General features: G+C 61.9%; 17 protein-coding genes. 6 read left to right on the forward strand and 11 right to left on the reverse strand.

The window, feature by feature from the left end; translation table 11 throughout:
• Positions 1 to 203: 203 nt before the first annotated feature.
• Complete coding sequence (locus AACY08_RS15935) at positions 204 to 965, reverse strand: SDR family oxidoreductase (RefSeq protein WP_339470324.1); 762 nt, start codon at positions 963 to 965, stop codon at positions 204 to 206.
• A gap of 240 nt (positions 966 to 1,205) precedes the next feature.
• Between AACY08_RS15935 and AACY08_RS15940 the strand changes: the two genes are divergently transcribed.
• Positions 1,206 to 2,213: an NADP-dependent oxidoreductase gene (locus AACY08_RS15940; RefSeq protein WP_339470325.1), complete on the forward strand. Its 1,008-nt coding sequence runs from the start codon at positions 1,206 to 1,208 to the stop codon at positions 2,211 to 2,213.
• 86 nt (positions 2,214 to 2,299) lie between these two features.
• On the opposite strand, the gene pyrF is transcribed toward AACY08_RS15940, so the two are convergent.
• The gene (pyrF, locus tag AACY08_RS15945) at positions 2,300 to 2,998 is read right to left on the reverse strand and encodes an orotidine-5'-phosphate decarboxylase (RefSeq protein ID WP_339414653.1); all 699 of its coding nucleotides are present in this window, start codon (positions 2,996 to 2,998) and stop codon (positions 2,300 to 2,302) included.
• A gap of 259 nt (positions 2,999 to 3,257) precedes the next feature.
• Between pyrF and AACY08_RS15950 the strand changes: the two genes are divergently transcribed.
• Both AACY08_RS15950 and AACY08_RS15955 read left to right on the forward strand, forming a co-directional pair.
• Positions 3,258 to 4,022 (forward strand): response regulator, encoded by a 765-nt coding sequence (locus tag AACY08_RS15950; RefSeq protein WP_339470326.1) that lies wholly within the window; start codon positions 3,258 to 3,260, stop codon positions 4,020 to 4,022.
• The gene (locus AACY08_RS15955; RefSeq protein ID WP_339470327.1) at positions 4,022 to 5,059 is read left to right on the forward strand and encodes a sensor histidine kinase; all 1,038 of its coding nucleotides are present in this window, start codon (positions 4,022 to 4,024) and stop codon (positions 5,057 to 5,059) included. Before AACY08_RS15950 ends, AACY08_RS15955 begins: the two co-directional genes overlap by 1 nt.
• Positions 5,060 to 5,097: 38 nt before the next feature.
• On the opposite strand, the gene AACY08_RS15960 is transcribed toward AACY08_RS15955, so the two are convergent.
• The 9 genes from AACY08_RS15960 to AACY08_RS16000 all read right to left on the reverse strand — a co-directional run bounded on the left by AACY08_RS15960 (position 5,098) and on the right by AACY08_RS16000 (position 12,942).
• Positions 5,098 to 6,159, reverse strand: coding sequence for an AI-2E family transporter (locus tag AACY08_RS15960; RefSeq protein ID WP_339470328.1), 1,062 nt, complete (start codon positions 6,157 to 6,159; stop codon positions 5,098 to 5,100).
• Positions 6,160 to 6,230: 71 nt separating this feature from the next.
• Positions 6,231 to 7,049 (reverse strand): DUF4892 domain-containing protein, encoded by an 819-nt coding sequence (locus AACY08_RS15965; protein WP_339470329.1) that lies wholly within the window; start codon positions 7,047 to 7,049, stop codon positions 6,231 to 6,233.
• Between the two features lie 102 nt (positions 7,050 to 7,151).
• A complete protein-coding gene (locus tag AACY08_RS15970; protein ID WP_339414658.1) occupies positions 7,152 to 8,006 on the reverse strand; it encodes an alpha/beta hydrolase in 855 nt (284 codons plus the stop codon).
• Complete coding sequence (locus tag AACY08_RS15975; protein WP_339470330.1) at positions 8,003 to 8,806, reverse strand: alpha/beta fold hydrolase; 804 nt, start codon at positions 8,804 to 8,806, stop codon at positions 8,003 to 8,005. The genes AACY08_RS15970 and AACY08_RS15975 overlap by 4 nt, the downstream gene beginning before the upstream one ends.
• A gap of 97 nt (positions 8,807 to 8,903) precedes the next feature.
• Positions 8,904 to 9,347 (reverse strand): hotdog fold thioesterase, encoded by a 444-nt coding sequence (locus AACY08_RS15980; RefSeq protein WP_339470331.1) that lies wholly within the window; start codon positions 9,345 to 9,347, stop codon positions 8,904 to 8,906.
• A 30-nt stretch (positions 9,348 to 9,377) separates the two neighbouring features.
• A complete protein-coding gene (locus tag AACY08_RS15985) occupies positions 9,378 to 11,027 on the reverse strand; it encodes an AMP-binding protein (protein WP_339470332.1) in 1,650 nt (549 codons plus the stop codon).
• A gap of 85 nt (positions 11,028 to 11,112) precedes the next feature.
• The gene (gene sixA, locus AACY08_RS15990; protein WP_339470333.1) at positions 11,113 to 11,562 is read right to left on the reverse strand and encodes a phosphohistidine phosphatase SixA; all 450 of its coding nucleotides are present in this window, start codon (positions 11,560 to 11,562) and stop codon (positions 11,113 to 11,115) included.
• Positions 11,559 to 11,906, reverse strand: coding sequence for a DUF4389 domain-containing protein (locus AACY08_RS15995; RefSeq protein ID WP_339414664.1), 348 nt, complete (start codon positions 11,904 to 11,906; stop codon positions 11,559 to 11,561). The genes sixA and AACY08_RS15995 overlap by 4 nt, the downstream gene beginning before the upstream one ends.
• A 10-nt stretch (positions 11,907 to 11,916) precedes the next feature.
• The gene (locus tag AACY08_RS16000) at positions 11,917 to 12,942 is read right to left on the reverse strand and encodes an NAD(P)H-dependent glycerol-3-phosphate dehydrogenase (RefSeq protein ID WP_339470334.1); all 1,026 of its coding nucleotides are present in this window, start codon (positions 12,940 to 12,942) and stop codon (positions 11,917 to 11,919) included.
• A gap of 194 nt (positions 12,943 to 13,136) precedes the next feature.
• On the opposite strand from AACY08_RS16000, the gene AACY08_RS16005 reads away from it, so the two are divergent.
• The 3 genes from AACY08_RS16005 to AACY08_RS16015 are packed head-to-tail and all read left to right on the forward strand — an operon-like array spanning position 13,137 to position 18,086.
• On the forward strand, positions 13,137 to 15,257 hold the full coding sequence (locus AACY08_RS16005; RefSeq protein WP_339470335.1) for a TonB-dependent receptor plug domain-containing protein: 2,121 nt from the start codon (positions 13,137 to 13,139) through the stop codon (positions 15,255 to 15,257).
• Position 15,258: 1 nt separating this feature from the next.
• Positions 15,259 to 16,188, forward strand: a complete 930-nt coding sequence (locus tag AACY08_RS16010) for an ABC transporter substrate-binding protein (protein WP_339470336.1) — start codon at positions 15,259 to 15,261, stop codon at positions 16,186 to 16,188.
• A complete protein-coding gene (locus AACY08_RS16015) occupies positions 16,185 to 18,086 on the forward strand; it encodes an ATP-binding protein (RefSeq protein WP_339470337.1) in 1,902 nt (633 codons plus the stop codon). The genes AACY08_RS16010 and AACY08_RS16015 overlap by 4 nt, the downstream gene beginning before the upstream one ends.
• Positions 18,087 to 18,116 lie beyond the last annotated feature (30 nt).

The following is an 18,116-nucleotide window of genomic DNA, read 5'->3' on the forward strand; positions in this document are numbered from 1 at the left end:
CGCCACTCACTTCAACTGTCTGTTATTCAACCCAGAACAGTTAAGCACAGAAGCCCCTCACAACCCGTCGCCAAATTTTATTAAAGTATTGATTTTATTACGTTATTTACCTAATGATACACATTCTGACAGGGCCCATTGCCAGCTATGGAAACGCCCCACAACCCTCCCAAACCTTTTCGAATGGCGGGCGACGCGAGGTCCTAGATAGCCGTAGCACCACCGTCAACCGCCAAGGCCTGGCCAGTGGTAAAGGCAGCGCCATCGCTACAGAGGTAGAGCACCGCACTCGCGATCTCCTCGACCTTGCCAATGCGCCCGACCGGATGCATGGCGGCGGCAAATTCGGCTTTGCGTGGGTCGGCTTCATAGGCACGCCGGAACATATCGGTATCGATCACCGCCGGGCAGACCGCATTGACGCGAATTTTCTTCTTCGCATACTCGATGGCAGCCGATTTGGTCAGGCCGATCACCGCATGCTTGGAAGCGGCGTAAATGCTCATCTTGGGCGCCGCGCCCAAACCCGCTACCGACGCCGTGTTGACGATTGCCCCGCCACCCTGGGCCAGCAGTAGCGGCACCTGGTACTTCATGCACAGCCACACGCCTTTGACGTTGACGCCCATGATCGCGTCGAACTCATCCAGGCTGCCGTCGGCCAACTTGCCTTTCTCGATCTCGATTCCGGCGTTATTGAAGGCATAGTCCAGGCGGCCATAGGCGGTGATGGTCTGGGCCATCAATTGCTGCACATCGGCCTCCAGCGTGACGTTGCAGCGTACAAACAGCGCTTCCCCACCCGCCTGGTGGATCAAGGCGACGGTGCCCTCGCCGCCCGCTGCATCCAGGTCGGCAACCACGACCTTCAAGCCTTCGGCGGCGAATGCGAGCGCAGTGGCGCGACCAATACCGGCGGCGGCACCGGTTACCAGGGCGACTTGACCGGAAAACGTCATGCTCATGGAGGATGTCCTGAAGAGTGTGTTGTGGGAAATCTAGCCGTGGGCCGAGTCTAGCCAACGCCACGCCGGACGCGTCAGCACTATCAAAAGGCCGGTTAAGGCTGCATGGATCGCAGTGATAACAGACATAGGCTGACTATCAGCAATGCCTATCGACAAGCATTCGCGCATTGGGTGAACCTTGCTCCATAGCCGATCAAGGTCTATCACTTCAGGTTCATTTCCAGAAGAGTCCCTGCCATGACCGCCCAGACCAACCGTCAATTCCTGCTCGCCAAGCGCCCGGTCGGCGCGGCGACCCGGGACACCTTCACCTACCAGGAAGTGCCGGTGGGCACACCCCAGGATGGGCAGGTGCTGGTGCGCAACGAATACCTGTCCCTCGACCCGGCCATGCGCGGCTGGATGAATGAAGGCAAGTCCTACATTCCGCCGGTCGGCATCGGTGAAGTGATGCGTGCGCTGGGTGTGGGAAAAGTGATTGCGTCCAACAACCCGAAATTTGCGGTCGGGGACTACGTCAACGGTGCCTTGGGTGTGCAGGATTACTTCCTGGGCGAGCCGCGTGGTTTCTACAAGGTTGATCCAAAACTCGCGCCTTTGCCGCGCTACCTGTCTGCCCTGGGCATGACCGGCATGACTGCCTACTTCGCGTTGCTGGACACCGGCGCACCCAAGGCAGGCGAAACCGTAGTGATCTCCGGCGCGGCCGGCGCCGTGGGCAGCATTGCCGGGCAGATCGCCAAGCTCAAAGGCTGCCGCGTGGTGGGCATTGCCGGCGGTGCAGACAAGTGCACGTTCCTGGTGGATGAACTGGGCTTCGACGCCGCCATCGATTACAAAAGCGAAGACGTGCCCGCCGCGCTCAAGCGCGAATGCCCCAAGGGCGTGGATGTGTATTTCGATAACGTCGGCGGCGATATTCTCGACGCCGTCCTCAGCCGCCTGGCACTGAAGGCGCGCGTGGTGATTTGCGGTGCCATCAGCCAATACAACAACAAGGAAGCCGTGAAGGGCCCGGCCAACTACCTGTCATTGCTGGTCAATCGCGCGCGTATGGAAGGTTTTGTGGTGATGGATCACGCGGCGAACTTTGCCGAGGCCGGGCAGGAAATGGCCGGCTGGATGGCGCAGGGCAAGCTCAAGAGCAAGGAAGATATCGTGGAGGGGCTGGAGACGTTCCCGGAGACGTTGATGAAGCTGTTCAACGGGGAGAACTTTGGCAAACTGGTACTCAAGGTCAACTGACACACCTTGGATCTAATTGTGGGAGCAGCGGTGCGACGATTCGACTTGCTCGCTCCCACATCTATGTTTCCAGGTTCGACCTGATATCAGGCGATCTCGGCAACTACCGCCGCCAGCGCCTTCGCCGGATCCGCCGCCTGGCTGATCGGGCGGCCAATCACCAGGTAATCCGAACCCGCATCCAGTGCCTGACGCGGGGTCAGGATACGGCGCTGGTCATCCTGGGCGCTGCCCGCCGGACGAATCCCCGGAGTCACCAGTTGCAGCGACGGGTGCGCGGTTTTCAGCGCCTGGGCTTCCAGCGCCGAACACACCAGGCCATCGAGGCCGGCTTTCTGCGCCAGGGCGGCCAGGCGCAGGACTTGCTCCTGGGGCTCGATGTCCAGGCCAATACCGGCCAGGTCTTCACGCTCCATGCTGGTGAGCACAGTGACGCCGATCAGCAGCGGTTTAGGACCGCTGCGCTGTTCCAGCACTTCACGGCAGGCGGCCATCATGCGCAGGCCGCCGGAGCAGTGCACGTTGACCATCCACACGCCCATTTCGGCGGCAGCCTTGACCGCCATGGCGGTGGTGTTCGGGATGTCGTGGAATTTCAGGTCGAGGAACACCTCGAAGCCTTTATCACGCAGGGTGCCGACGATGTCCGCGGCGCAGCTGGTGAACAGTTCCTTGCCGACTTTGACGCGGCAAAGCTTCGGATCCAACTGGTCAGCCAGCTTCAGTGCGGCGTCACGAGTGGGGTAATCCAGGGCGACGATGATAGGAGTCTGGCAGACGGGCATTGGAATGGGCTCTCAGGCAAGTCGAAATCGGCGCGGATTGTAGCGCAAGCAGCGCCTTTGCGGGATCCGATGATCGGTAAATACTGACCAAGCGCCGTCAGGCGGGCATTTCTGGAAATTATTTCAAAACTGATACATTCACGACATGCCCACAATACGCCCTACGGCTAGCCTCGCCTGCACGACCCACCGACCAGCACTTCCAGCCATGGGGCTGGGCGCCTATGCTGACCGCAACGACCAGGCAGATGATTGCATTATGCATACCCCTTCCGTCTTTATGAACGACGAGCAAAAAGCGGCGGTGATCGCCGATGACAAGCGCTGGAACACCCGTGCGCTGATCGTTGACGACGATGTGCCGATCCGCGAACTGCTGATCGACTACCTGGCCCGCTTCGGCATTCTCGCCACGGGCGTCACCGACGGCACCGCGATGCGCCAAGCCATGCAAGCCGAAACCTTTGACGTGGTGGTGCTCGACCTGATGCTGCCAGGCGAGGACGGCCTCTCGCTGTGCCGCTGGCTGCGCGCGGAATCGGACATCCCGATCCTGATGCTCACCGCCCGCTGCGAACCCACCGACCGCATTATCGGCCTGGAACTGGGCGCCGATGACTACATGTCCAAGCCGTTCGAGCCGCGCGAACTGGTAGCGCGCATCCAGACCATCCTGCGCCGCGTGCGTGACGACCGTACTGAACAGCGCACGAATATCCGCTTCGACAACTGGCGCCTGAACAGTGTGCTGCGCCAACTGGTGGCCGACGATGGTTTGGTGGTGCCGCTGTCCAACGCGGAATTCCGCTTGCTGTGGGTGTTTATCGAGCGCCCGCGCCGCGTACTGAGCCGCGAGCAGTTGCTGGATGCAGCCCGTGGCCGATCAATTGAAGCCTTTGATCGCAGCATCGACTTGCTGGTATCGCGCCTGCGGCAGAAACTCGGGGATGATCCCAAGGCACCGCAGTTGATCAAGACCGTGCGTGGCGAAGGCTACCTGTTCGACGCGCGAGATATCGGCTGATGCGTGCGCCCTTCAACACGCTGTTTGGTCGGCTGTTTGGCGTGTTGCTCGTGGCGATTGTGCTGGCCCACGCGCTGGCGTTCTTCTGGTTCCACCATTACGGCCAACCGCCGCCGCCACCGCCTGAGCGGTTTATCGAGCAACCGGACGGAACAAGGGTACCGGAGCACAAAGAGCACCACCGCCCCTGGTTTGGCGGCCCGGTGGTGCCCCTGACGTTTCAATTTGTCTCACTGATTATCGCCGCCTGGTACGGGGCCAAGCTGTTGAGCAGACCGATTCAACGCCTCAGCGAGGCGGCCGAGCGTTTAAGCCTGGACCTTGACAGCCCGCCGCTGGAAGAGTCCGGGCCGCTGGAAGCGCGGCAGGCGGCATCGACCTTCAACCTGATGCAAAAACGCATCCGCGAACAGGTCAGCCAACGCGCGCGCATGCTCGGTGCGGTCTCCCATGACCTGCGCACCCCACTGTCACGCCTCAAGCTGCGCCTGGAACAGATCGAAGATACGCGGCTGCAGGGCCAGATGCGCCAGGACTTGGACGACATGATCGGCATGCTCGACGCCACCCTGAGCTACCTGCACGAACAACGCACCAGCGAAACCCGGCATTGGCTGGACGTGCAAGCGCTGGTGGAGTCGATGAGCGAAAACGCCCAGGACCAGGGTTCGGATGTGCAATTCGCCGGCACCTGCGCGCCGTTGCAAGTACAGCCGATGGCCTTGCGTTCGTGCCTGAATAACCTGATCGACAACGCCTTGCGTTATGCCGGCTCGGCACGCATCGAGCTGACGGACAGTCGCGAGGCACTGGTCATCCGCGTCATCGATCATGGCCCCGGCATCGCCGCCGACAAGCGTGAAGCGGTGTTCGAGCCGTTCTACCGGCTGGAAGGCTCACGCAACCGCAACTCCGGCGGCGTCGGCCTGGGCATGACGATTTCCAAGGAAGCGGCGGAACGCCTCGGCGGTCGCCTGAACCTGGAGGAAACCCCAAGTGGTGGACTGACTGCCGTGATGTGGTTGCCCAGGGCCTGAGGGCCAGCACCACTCCCACATTAGGCCTCATACAACCGTTACAGCGGCTTATCTTCCAGACGCGCCTGAGCCTGGGTCGCACTCCAATCCGTCAACAGGCTGTAGGCCACCGCCAGCAAGGTCGGGCCGATAAACAGGCCGATAAAACCAAAGGCAATCAAGCCACCGAACACGCCGAGCAGCACAATGACCAGCGGCAGGTTGCCGCCCCGACTGATCAGGTAGGGCTTGAGCACGTTGTCCACGCCGCTGATGATGAACGTGCCCCATACACCGAGGAACACCGCATAGGTGTAATCGCCTTTCCAGGCCAGCCAGGCCGTGGCAGGGATCCACACCAGCGGCGGGCCCATGGGGATCAGGCTGAGCAGGAAGGTGACGACGCCCAGCACCAGCGCGCCCGGTACGCCGGCGATCAGGAAGCCGATAAGTGCCAGCACCGCCTGGGCGGCAGCGGTGCCGATCACGCCATTGACCACCCGTTGTACGGTGCCAGCCACCAGTTCGATGTAGTAGCCCGCGCGTTCGCCGATCAAGCGTTCCAATAAACGGTGGACGAACATCGCCAAGCGCGGCCCGTCTCGATAGAAAAAGAACACGAACACCAGGCTCAACGTCAGTTCAAGAATGCCCCCGCCGATCTGCGCACTGCGTGCCAGCAACCAATTGCCAACCTGCCCCAGGTACGGCTTGATGCTGACCATCATGGCCGCGCCTTGTTGGTCGATGCTGTCCCAGGTTGCCACCAGCCGCTCGCCAACAAAGGGAATGGAACCGAGCCAGGTGGGCGCCGCCGGCAAGCCGTCGACCTGGATATTCTTGATCAACGCCACCGCGTCGCGCACATGGTCCGCGAGGTTGAAGCCCAGCCACACCAGCGGCACCGCCACCAGCAACATCCAGCCCAGCGTCAGGATGGAGGCCGCCAAAGACTCCCGGCCGCCGAGCGAACGCGTGAGCAGGACCATCAGTGGCCAACTGGCAAACGCCAGCACCGCGCCCCAGAACAGCGCCGACCAGAACGGTGCCATCACCCATAGACTGGCACCAAACAGCACCAGCAGCAGGATTTGCACCAGTAGGCGATCGTTATTGAGCATGGGGTATCTCTAGAAGAAGGCTTAGGAAGACAGCTTAGGCGAACGAAGCGGGTCCGTTCGCCTGGTCACGCCTAGCGTATCAGATGCACGTGCAGGCCTTTGGCATCACCGGCGCCGGTTTCCAGGCGAGCAGCGCGCACGCCTTTGTCGATCAGGCCCTGGCGCCACGCTTCGGCGCTCGGCCCGGTCAAACTGACGCGCAACGTGGTGTCGAGGTTCAACCCACGGGAAATCAAGGTCAGCCAGGTGGTGTCGGGGGCGCCGGCGAGCGCAGGGAAGTCCAGCTCTCCGGTGCTCTTCAGCTCGCGCGACAGGGTCGCCGAGGTCGGCAATAGATGGCCCAATGGCGCGCTGGCGTCCAATTGCTCCACATGCAGATAGGCGCGGCGATTGCCCCGGGTGATGCCATAGAGCGCGACCAGGGAGTTGGCCTGTGGCTCGGCCAGACGCAGCAACACGTATTCCTGCTGGCTGTCGGCGCCGACCAACTTGGCGTTGCCGAAAATCTCATTGGCCCACAGGCTGCTTTCACCACAATCGCGGGCATTGCACCAGAATAACAACTGCGCGCCCTTTTCCTGTAAGGCTTCACGCGTCGCGGTAAACGCGGCGCTGGAGCTGTGTTCGGCGGGCAACTCATAGGTGATGGCGGTGGCTTGGCCGCGCGCGATGGCCTGGTCTTCATAGCGCAACTGGCCGCTGATCTTGCGGATCGCGCCCATGGGGTAGATGCGTTCTTTTTCTTCAGCGGGCCGGTAATCGACAATTTGCGAATCGACCTGGCGGGCCACGGCGGGCAGGTCCTGGCTACCCGGTAGGTCGGCGGCGAATACCAACGGGCTAAGCAGGCTTAAGCCCAAGACACGGATACATCCGTTACGCACGCTCATAAGATCAACGAGCCCTGGCCATCGTTGGTCATAGCGATGTTGAAGTTGTTCATGGTTGACTCCTTTTCAATCCGCCCAGCCTCGGCAGTTGACCGCCCCAAGTCAAGGCGCTCGGAAGAACCGATTGAAACAGTCTGCAACAAGGAGCGCCCCGGACTCATCATTCAGGTGCAAATGATGGCCACCGGGCAGCGTGGTCACGGTAAAGGGTAGCTGGGAAAGCAATTCGGGATGTTTCGCCAGCATGCCGTCGGCAGCGACCACTAACTGCGTAGGGCACCTTACGCGCCGCACGAAGGCCATGGCTTGTTCGTCGGTCAGGCGCATCGGCGAAGCCAGGGTCAGGCGGCTATCGGTACGCCAGGTGTAACCACCCGGCACCGGCATCAAACCGCGCTGGGCCAGCAGTTCTGCGGCTTCGCGACTGACCGCTACCACGCCTTTCATGCGCGCTTCGACGGCGCTATCCAGGGTGTTATAGACCGGCTTGCGCTTGTCCTGCAGGTTCAATTGCGCTTGCAACGCCATGCCCAGCCGCTCGGCGGCGTTCTCACCGTTGGCCGTCGGCGGGATCACGCCGTCGATCAATCCCAGGTGCGTTACGCGCTCCGGCAACGCACCGGCGAGCACCAGAGACACGATAGCGCCGAGAGAGTGACCAAGTAATGCAAAACGTTTCCACCCGAGTTGCTCGGCGACTTGCAGCACGTCATAGACGTAATCCCACAAGGCATAACCGGCGCCTGTAGGACGATGCGCCGAATGCCCGTGCCCGGCCATATCCAGCGCAACGACGCGCAAACCCTGAAGTTTCGGGGCCAGTCGCGCAAAGCTGTTGGCGTTGTCCAGCCAGCCATGCAGCGCGATCACCGGCACACCGTCCTCGGGGCCGAACAGGTGGGCCGCCAGTTCGATATGCGGCAGGCTCAGGCGGACGTCCTCGACGGGTGTGCTCATGCGCAACTACGCTCGCGCGTGTCCCAGCGGGAAAACAGGTTCTTGATCAAGGTCGCGGTGTCTTGGGGGCGCTCAAGGGGGAACATATGGCCGCCGGGCATGGTGAGCATTTCACCCATGGGCAGACGTCCGACGCCGCTGGCGTGGTGACGCATCACTACGCGGCTCTGTCGGCCGCGCACCACCGCCAGCGGCACCTTCAATTGGCGCACCTGGCCCGGGCTGGTGTGCGGCACGCCACGGTAGATGCTGATTTCGGTGGCTGGGTCAAAGCGCAGGCGCAGGCGATCACCCACCTGATACAAGCCATGTTGCAGGTAAGCGTCGAAGCATTCCGGGTCAAAGCCACGGAACAAGGTCTTGCCGGCGAAGTAACTGCGCGCAGCCTCTAGGTCGGTAAATTCCTCGCGACGGCCCAGGGTGCGTCCAGCCGGGGTCAGGCGGTCGATGAAACCCAAGCGCTTGGCCGCGCGAATTACCCAGCGGTCGGCGCGGGTCAGCACCGGCGAATCGAGCATCACCACACCGCGATACAACTGCGGGCAACGCATGGCCGCGTGCAGATGCAACACGCCGCCCAAGGAATGGCCCACGCCCCACACCGGTTCCGGCTGCTGCTCAAGGTGGTGGATCAACTCGTCCACCAGATTCTGCCAATTATCATCCACCGGAAACCTGGGGTCATGACCGTGCTGCGGCAGATGAGCCACCGTGTATTCCGGGGCCAGGGCGGCAAACAGCTTGCCGTAGGTGGCCGAAGGGAAGCCATTGGCGTGGGCAAAAAACACATGCTGCGACATACCGGATCCATCTACAAAAACAGAGACTGATTGTCACCATGCCTGGCCGGCACAGCAATGACTGTAACTGCCAGGAATGATGACACTCACGCCACGCCTATCGCACCGGTGGGTTCTCGCCCAACGGTACCACCGCCATGGTCAGGCGCGAGATGCAACTGGCCTTGCCATCGTCGCTGGTCAAGCGGATGTCCCACACCTGAGTAGTGCGGCCGATGTGAATCGCGCGCGCCACGGCAGTCACCCGCCCGCTGCGCACACCACGCAGGTGGTTGGCGTTGACCTCAAGGCCGACGCAATAGAACTTGGCGGGATCAATACACAGGTAGGCGGCCGTCGAGCCGACGGTTTCTGCCAACACCACCGACGCACCACCGTGCAGCAAGCCGTAGGGTTGATGGGTGCGATGATCGACCACCATGCTGGCGGTCAGGGACTCGTCGTCCACGCTGTCGAAGCGAATATCCAGCAGCTCACCGATGGTGTTTTTCTGCATGGCATTGAGTTGTTCGATATTCGGCTGGGTACGCCACAGGCTCATACAGGTGTCCTTCTTGGTTTTATGATGGGCCTAATCCTGCCACAGAACCGATTCGGAACGCTCGCTCCACGCCTGCAATTGTGCACCGTAGGTCGATTCGATCACGTTGCGCTTGATCTTCAGGGTCGGGGTCAGAAAGCCGTTTTCCACCGCCCAGTTTTCGTTGACCACCACCAGTTGACGCAAATGCTCATGCTTGTCCAAGGCGCCGTTGACCTGTTCCAACAGGCGCTCAAGGCTGCTGCGCAGCACTTGCCGGTCCTGGCTCCCCGCCGACAGCACACACAGGCCGATTGGCGCAGCCAGGCCGTCGCCCACTACGCACACCTGCTCGATGCGCGAGTGTTCGGCCAGGCGGTTTTCGATCGGCGCCGGGGCCACGTATTTGCCTTTGCTGGTCTTGAAGATTTCCTTGAGCCGCCCGGTCAGGCGCAAACGGCCATCGGCATCCTGCTCGCCCTTGTCGCCGGTACGCAAGAACCCATCGGCGGTGAGGGTCTCGCAGGTTTTCTGTGGGTCCTTGAAGTAGCCGAGCATGGTCGCACCGCTACGCACCTGCACTTCGCCCGAGGGGTCGATGCGCACTTCAACACCGGGGCACGGCAGGCCAATCCAGCCGAGGATCTGCTGGCCGGGACGACACACATGGGAGTAGCCGCAGCTCTCGGTCATGCCATACACCTCGAGCACATCCAGGCCCAGGCGTTGGTACCAGCGCAGCAGCGCCTCGGGCACGGGCGCCGCGCCGGACAGTGCGATGCGCAACGCGTCCAGGCCCAGGCCGGCAAGTACCTTGTGGCCTACGCGTTTGCCGATAAAGGGCAGGCGCAGCAAGGTATCGAGGCGCTTTTGCGGGATCTTGGCGTAGACACCCATCTGGAATTTGCTCCAGATCCGCGGCACGCCAAACAGTGCGGTCGGACGTGCCCTACGCAGATCGGTCAGAAAAGTCTCCAGGCTTTCTGCGAAATAAACCGTTTGCCCGGTGTAAATCGACGCCATCTCCACAAACATCCGCTCCGCCACATGACACAACGGCAGGTAGGACAACAGCCGGTCGCCCTCCCCCAGCCCAAATAACTCGGTGCCGCGGGTGGCGGCAAACCCCAAGGCGCCAAAGCTGTGCATCACGCCTTTGGGCAGGCCGGTGGTGCCGGAGGTATAGATGATGGTGGCCAGGTCCGAAGCGGCAGGCTGGGGGTCGTCATGAATCGACGGGCAGGCTTGCAGGTCGGCCCAACTGAAATCGAACGCGCCCGACGGGCACAGTGGCAGGCTGATGGTGGGCACACCCGCCGGCACACCGGGTGCCATGGCGGGCCAATCGTCGAGCTTGCCGATAAACACCAGTGCCGCCTCGGAATGGCTGAGCACATGGGCAACGGAGTCGGCGGTGAGGTTGGGGTACAGCGGCACAGAGACGTGCCCGGCCATCCAGATCGCCAGGTCGGCAATGATCCAGTGCGCGCAGTTTTTCGAGATCAAGGCAATGTGCGAGCCCTGGGGCAACTCGCGAGCACGCAGCCACTGCGCGGCGCAACGGGCCTGGTGGCCGACATCGCCCCAACTGAGGCGTTGCACCTCGCTGCCGCCAACGGGCTGGACCAGAAAGGTCTGACGCGGGTGGCGCGCTTCACGTTCAAAGAAGACCTGCAACGGCAAACGAAAAGCGACGGGCATGGGACGCGCTCCTTTGTGGTCCGACGATAGCCAACCAAGCACTTGCTTGGTTGAATATATAGCACACACAAAGCAGCGATATAGCCTACGGGTGTTTCACACCGACCAGGCTCATAAGCCCCGCCAGCGGGAAATCCCCCTCCAGTTCCGCCAGGCTGGCGGTGTGCATCGGCTGCGGCTGACGCTGGTGACCATGCTGCAGAAAGCTGATCAGGCTGCCCACCAACGGCTGGTGGCTGACCAGCAGCACGTTGTCATCGGTGTCGAGCTTTTCCAGCACCTGCAAAGGATTGCCCTCCGGCGTCAGCCACGCCACCGTGCGAATATCCGGCTCGAAACCCAAGGCCTCACGCACCAGGTGCGCGGTCTGCTGCGCCCGCACATAGGGGCTGGCGATGATGGCGCTGAGGGGTTGGCCAATCAGGTGCGCAGCACTGCGCAACACTTCGGCGCGCCCCTGTTCGGTGAGGTTGCGCTGAGCGTCGGAGGGGGCATGGGCTTCTGCTTCGCCGTGACGCAAAATCCACAACTTCACAGCTTTGGCTCCTCATCACGCACCGGGTGCGGCGCTGGCGGCACACTGTGGGCGGCTTCGCCCTCGGGTGCGCGCGGGGTCGGCCAGTCAGCGAACGGCCATGGTTTCTGTTCGGAGTGGAAGCTGCCGAAACGGCCGATCTGCGCCAGGAACTGGCTGAGGCTGTCGCCGAAGTTCATCAGGCCCAGGTTCGGTGCGCCATAGATCAAGCGGTAGATCAACTGCACCACCACCAGCGCGCCGAGCAGGAACTGCGCCACCTGCCACACCAGGGCAAACACCAACATCCACAGGATGCGCAGGCCAATGGATTCGTACTTGGGCGCTGCTTTTGGATCGTTCATGACGCGTTCCTCAGTTGAAACCACTGGTGGAAATAAAGTCGACATCGGTTTTCGGCTCGGCGCGCATCAGCACCTCGATGACCTGGTCCAAGGTGCGCCCTTCAAACAGGATAGCGTGCAGCCCGGCGACCAGCGGCATATACACGCCGGCCTCCTGGGCCTTGGCCTTGAGCACCTTGAGGGTGTTGACGCCTTCGGCCACTTCACCCAGGCGCGTGACCGCGTCATCCAGGCTCAAGCCCTGGCCGAGGGCGAAACCCACCTGGTAGTTGCGGCTTTTCGGCGAGGAGCAGGTGACGATCAAGTCGCCCACACCCGCCAGCCCCAGGAAGGTCATCGGGTTGGCGCCCTGGTTCACGGCAAAACGGGTCATCTCGGCCAAGGCGCGGGTGATCAGCATGCTCTTGGTGTTTTCGCCCATGCCCAGCGCCACGGCCATGCCGGCGATGATCGCATAGACGTTTTTCAGCGCACCGCCCAGTTCGACGCCAAAGCGGTCGTTGCTGGCATAGACGCGGAAGGTCCGGCCATGGAGCACGGCCTGGACGCGCTCGCAGAGCGCTTCGTCTTCACTGGCGACCACGGTGGCGGTCAGCGCATGCTCGGCCACTTCCCGCGCCAGGTTCGGCCCGGACAGCACGCCAATGCGCGCCTGAGGAGCGATTTCTTCAAGGATTTCACTCATCAGCTTGAAGGTCTGCGCCTCGATGCCTTTAGTCAGGCTGACCAGCAGCTTGCCCGCCAGGCGTTCGGCGTGAGGCGCCAACACCGAACGCAGTGCGCTGGACGGCAGCGCGACAAAGCACAGGTCGCAGGCTGTGAGGGTTTCCAGCAGGTCGGTGACAGGCTCGACCGCCGGATGAATCTTGATGCCTTTGAGGTAACGCGGATTTTCCCGGTTAACCCGAATGGCCTCGGCCTGTTCCGGATCGCGCATCCACTGGCGCACAGCGTGACCGTTTTCGGCCAGCAAATTTGCCACGGCGGTACCAAAACTTCCGCCTCCCAGGACCGCGATAGGGCGCTGTTCAGTCATATGCAATCCGTTAATCCATACCAGTGGCGATGGCGCATTATACGGGCCGACCCGCTTGCGGCCAGCCCCCGTATCAATTCATGCGTTTGCCGGAAAATGGCAAATTTACATGAAGTAATTACAAGTCCGACGACTGGCAAAAGGCCCCACCTCAGTTAACATGGGCGGCTATCCGCAATTATCAAGGCCGTGCCGTGTATTTGGGCCCTCCTCCTCGTCTACCTCTGTGGCTGATGCTGCTGTGCAGCGCGCCGGTCATGGCCGATGACCTGTTCCTCGACAGCCAGCCCCTGCCCCAAGTGTTGACCGCCACGCGCCTCAAGCAATCGGCCGCCGCCGTGCCTGGCAGTATGACCGTGATCGACAGCCAGCTGATCAAGGCCAGTGGCGCGCGGGATATCAGTGAACTGCTGCGGCTGGTACCAGGGATGATGGTCGGCTACACCACCGGCAACCAGGCGACGGTGAACTACCATGGCACCAGTGCCAGCGATGCGCGGCGCATGCAGGTGCTGATAGACGGCCGCTCGGTGTATCGCGCGGGCCTGGCCACCGTGGACTGGAGCGACATTCCGGTCGCCATGGAAGATATCGAGCGCATCGAAGTGTTCCGCGGCCCCAACACCGTCAGCTACGGCGCCAATGCCTTGATGGCGGTCGTTAACATCCTCACGCGCTCGCCGGCCAACAGCCATGGCTCGCGGGTCAAGGTGGTGCGTGGCGCACGCGGCATCAACGACTTCTATGCCAGCCAGGGAGCAGGCTGGGAAACCGGCGACTTGCGCTTGTCCCTCTCCGGGCAACAGGACGACGGTTTCGACAGCGACGCTGCCGGCGCCGACCGCCGTGACGGCCGCCGCCTCAACCGCTTCAGCCTGGCGATCAGCCAGACGCTGAACACCCAACAGAGCATCGATGTGCAGTTGGATGCAAAGGAAGGCACCAACCAACGACCTTATACCTACACTCCAGTGTTTGCCGGGATTACCGAAGGCGGTAACAATTCCGACGTCACAGCCAAAGACTACGCGGGTTCCCTGCGCTGGAATTTTGATTTCAACCCTGACCACAGCCTGTATATCCAGGGCTCGGCCCAACAGTGGGATCGCCGGCAAATCTGGAAAGCCTGTGATGCCAAGGTCTCGTTCAGCCCGGAGCTGACCCAGTTATGGCAGTTGAACCCCAATTATGCCGAACGGCTGGCCCGGCACATGGACACCTACAGCCAAGGCAGTGCGCCACCGGGCAGCCCCGCCGAGCAAGCCCTGGCCGACCAGGTGCTGGACCAATGGCGTAACGGCGCCAACCAGAGCGTGTGCGGTGACATCGACCAAAGCACTCGCGAAAGCCGCTATGACCTGGAGATTCAGGACACTCTCAGCCTGTCCGACAGCCTGCGCCTGGTCAGCGGCATGAACTACCGCTACGACCGCGCCGACTCCGACACCTATTTCAACGGCACTCTGGACGACAGCACCTGGCGTCTGTTCGGCCAGTTGGAATGGCGCGCCAGCGAGCATTGGCTGCTGCAAGGCGGCGCGATGTACGAAGACACGCACCTGAGCGGCAACTCGCTGACGCCACGGGTGGCCGTCAACTACCTGATCAACCCGCGCCACGGCCTGCGGGCGGTGTATTCCGAAGCGATCCGCTCGCCGGACATGTTCGAGAACAATGTCAACTGGAGCTATCGCGTCACCAACCTCGGCTCCCCGGCCTATGGGCAGACCACCGGGCAATACTTCGTAAAGACCCGGGGCCCGGGCAACCTCGATAAAGAGATGATGAAATCGAGGGAACTAGGGTACAACGGCTTTTTTGCCGACATCGGGCTGAACATGGACGTGAAACTGTTCTACGACGAGATCACCAACATGATCAGCTCGCCGCTGCGCAATAACCAATACATTGCCAGCAACGCCAACAGCTCTCGGTTTACCGGTGCTGAATCCCAGTTCGACTGGCGCGTGAGCAACGCCGACCGCCTGCGGCTGACCTATGCTTACGTCGATGCCACCAGCAGTAACCCGCGTGATAAAGCACAAACCGCGCGTAACAGTGGCTCCGCCGGCTGGTTGCGTGAATGGGGTCAGGGCTGGTCGAGCGCGCTGTTCTACTATGGCGACGACGCACTCAACGGCTATCGCTTCGAACGGGCCGACCTGCGGGTGGCCAAGCGCATTGCCTTGGGCAAAGCCAATGTGGAGCTGGCCGGCATGCTGCAACAACGCCTCGACAACCAGCCCACCACCTGGGCCGATAACAATTATGACAGTCGCCACGTGCTCTACTTCAGCGCGGAGTTAGAGTTCTGACATGGGCGACTCGTCACGGATGACCCGTTCTTTTATCAATACGCTCTGTCGACGCGCTGCGCTGCTCGGTTGCCTGCTGTTTGCCGCTCCTGCCTGGAGCGCCGATATCCTGCTGACCGCCGCCGAAGACGGCGCGGGCGTGCAGGCCTTTGCCCAGGCGCTGGCCCAACAACGCCCCGAAGACCACGTCACTTTCACCGCCCTCAAGGATTTACCGGCTCCCAGCCACCTGCCGGCCAACACGCGCCTGATCCTGCTCGACCTGCCCGGCCTCGACTGGCGCCTGCAGGACACCCTGGGCCCGCCGACCCTGGTGCTGCGCATCAGTCGGGTGCAAGCCCACCAGCGCCTGGGCACAACGCAGCACCCACGCATCAGCCTGTTGTGGAGCGACCCGCCGCTGGAGCGCCAATTGAGCCTGATCACCGGCATCCTTCCCCAAGCACGGCGCATCGGCGTGCTCTATGGCACCGAAAGTGAATTTCTCCTGCCCGAATTGCGCCAGCACGCCACGCCCTTGGGCCTGGAAATCGTGCCGCAGCGCTGGGACAACATTAATGACAGTCGGCCGCTACAAACCCTGTTCAGAAAAAGTGACGTGTTGCTCGGCCTCGACGACCCGCAGTTGTACAACCCGAAAACCGCGAAGAACCTGTTGCTGAGCAGCTATGCCCAGCAATTGCCGCTGGTGGGCCCAAATGCGGGCTTTGTGCGGGCCGGCAGCCTGGCCAGCACCTACAGCGACCAGGACGACTGGCTGCGCGTGCTCGACCGCCTGCTCGACCATCCGCCAGCCCATTGGCCGAGTTCGCTGTATCCGGAACGCTTCAAAGTCGTGGGCAACCCGCAAGTCGCGCGCTCACTGGGGATCGAACAGGTGGACGAAGCCAGCGTTGCCACGCGATTGGCCGAAGGAGAAAAACGCCCATGACCTTGCGTCGCCGTTGGGATATCAACACCCGTACCCAGCTCATCACCCTGGGCCCGGCACTGTTGCTGACGTTGCTGTTGATCAGCTTCTTTACCTTCGTGCGTATCCAGGACCTGCGCCAGGAACTGGACCACACCGGCCAATTGATCGCGAACCAACTGGCGCCCGCCACCGAATACGGGGTGATTTCCGGCAACAATGATGTGCTTGATAGCCTGTTGCGCGCGACGCTGGCCACGCCCCATGTGCGCTTCCTGGAGATCCAGGACAGCAGCGAGAACATTCTGGTGTACGTCGAGCAACCTTCAGAGAACCACGACCGTTCGCTGTCGGTAAAAGTGTTCCAGGCGCCGATTCGCCTGCAACACATCCAGTTGGGCAATGACTTCTTCCAGGACACCCTCAACGAACCCAAGGCACCGCGTGCGGACTACCTGGGCCGGGTGATCGTCGGCATGTCCAACGACGCGTTCAGCCAGCGCCAGCAGGAGATCCTGTTGAAGGCCGGCATCCTGGCGCTGTTCGCCCTGTTGTTCACCTTCCTGCTCGCACGGCGCCTGGCCGCCAGCCTGTCACAACCGATCAGCGCCATGGGCAATGCGGTGAAGGCCATCCAGCAAGGGGACTACAAGACGCCGCTGCCGATCGTGGATGACTCGGAGCTCGGCGACCTGTCGCGGCATATCAATAACCTCGCCGAAGGGCTCAACCAGGCCAGTCGCGAACAACAGCAGGCCATGGCCCAGTTGATCCAGACCCGCGAAGAAGCCGAGCGCGCCAACAACGCCAAGTCGGATTTCCTGGCGATGATGAGTCATGAGCTGCGCACGCCCATGAACGGTGTGCTGGGCATGTTGCAGCTGCTGGAAACCACCGAGATGACCGAGGAGCAGACCGAGTACGCGGCGCTGGCTTGCGAGTCCACCGAGCATTTGCTCAAGGTCATCAATGACATCCTCGACTTCTCGCGGATCGAACGCGCCGCGCTGGAGTTGGAGCACATTCCGTTCAACCTCGCGGACCTGATCAACAACTGCGCCCAGGCCTTCCAGCACAGCGCGCAGCAGCGTGGGTTGGCGCTGCAGCTGTCGATCCCGCAAGGAATGGACGCCTTGCGCGTGCAGGGCGACCCGACGCGGATCCGCCAAATCCTGGTGAACCTGATCGGCAACGCACTGAAGTTTACCGAGCACGGCGCGGTCAGCGTTGAACCCCAGTGGCAGACCCTCGACCATGAACTGATGTGGTTCACCTGTACCGTGCGTGACAGTGGCATCGGGATTTCCACCGAGCGCCTGGAGTTGATGTTCGATGCATTCCAGCAAGCCGACAGTTCCATTTCAAGACGTTACGGCGGCACCGGCCTGGGACTGCCCATCGCCCGTACCCTCGCTGAACGCATGGGCGGCACCCTGCGCGCCCAGAGCGAAGAAGGCCGTGGTTCGTTGTTCACCCTGGAAATTCCCCTGGCCATTGATCAGCAAAGCTTGCCGACCATCGCTACCGACGCCGACGGCAAAGGCAGCGCCGGCGATGGCCGCCATGTCCTGCTGGTGGAAGATAACCCAGTCAACCGCACCGTGGTCGAAGCCATGCTGCGCAGCCTGGGTTTCGCAGTGAGCATTGCCACCGACGGCGCCGAGGCGATCCGTAGCGCCGAAAGCCTGATTTTCACGGCGATCCTGATGGATTGCCGGCTGCCGCTGATCGATGGCTACGAAGCCACCCGGCAGATTCGCCAATTGCCGGGGTGCGCTGACCTGCCGATCATCGCCCTGACCGCCAACGCCTTGCAGGGTGACCGTGAAGCCTGTCTTGCAGCCGGAATGAACGATTACCTGGCCAAGCCGTTCAAACGCACGGATTTGCAGCAAATCCTGCAACGTTGGGTGCAATAGCGCCGCGCCATCAGCCAACTCCGACTGGCG

The organism is Pseudomonas sp. EL_65y_Pfl1_R83, from assembly GCF_963970695.1.
GTDB classification, from domain to species: domain Bacteria; phylum Pseudomonadota; class Gammaproteobacteria; order Pseudomonadales; family Pseudomonadaceae; genus Aquipseudomonas; species Aquipseudomonas tritici.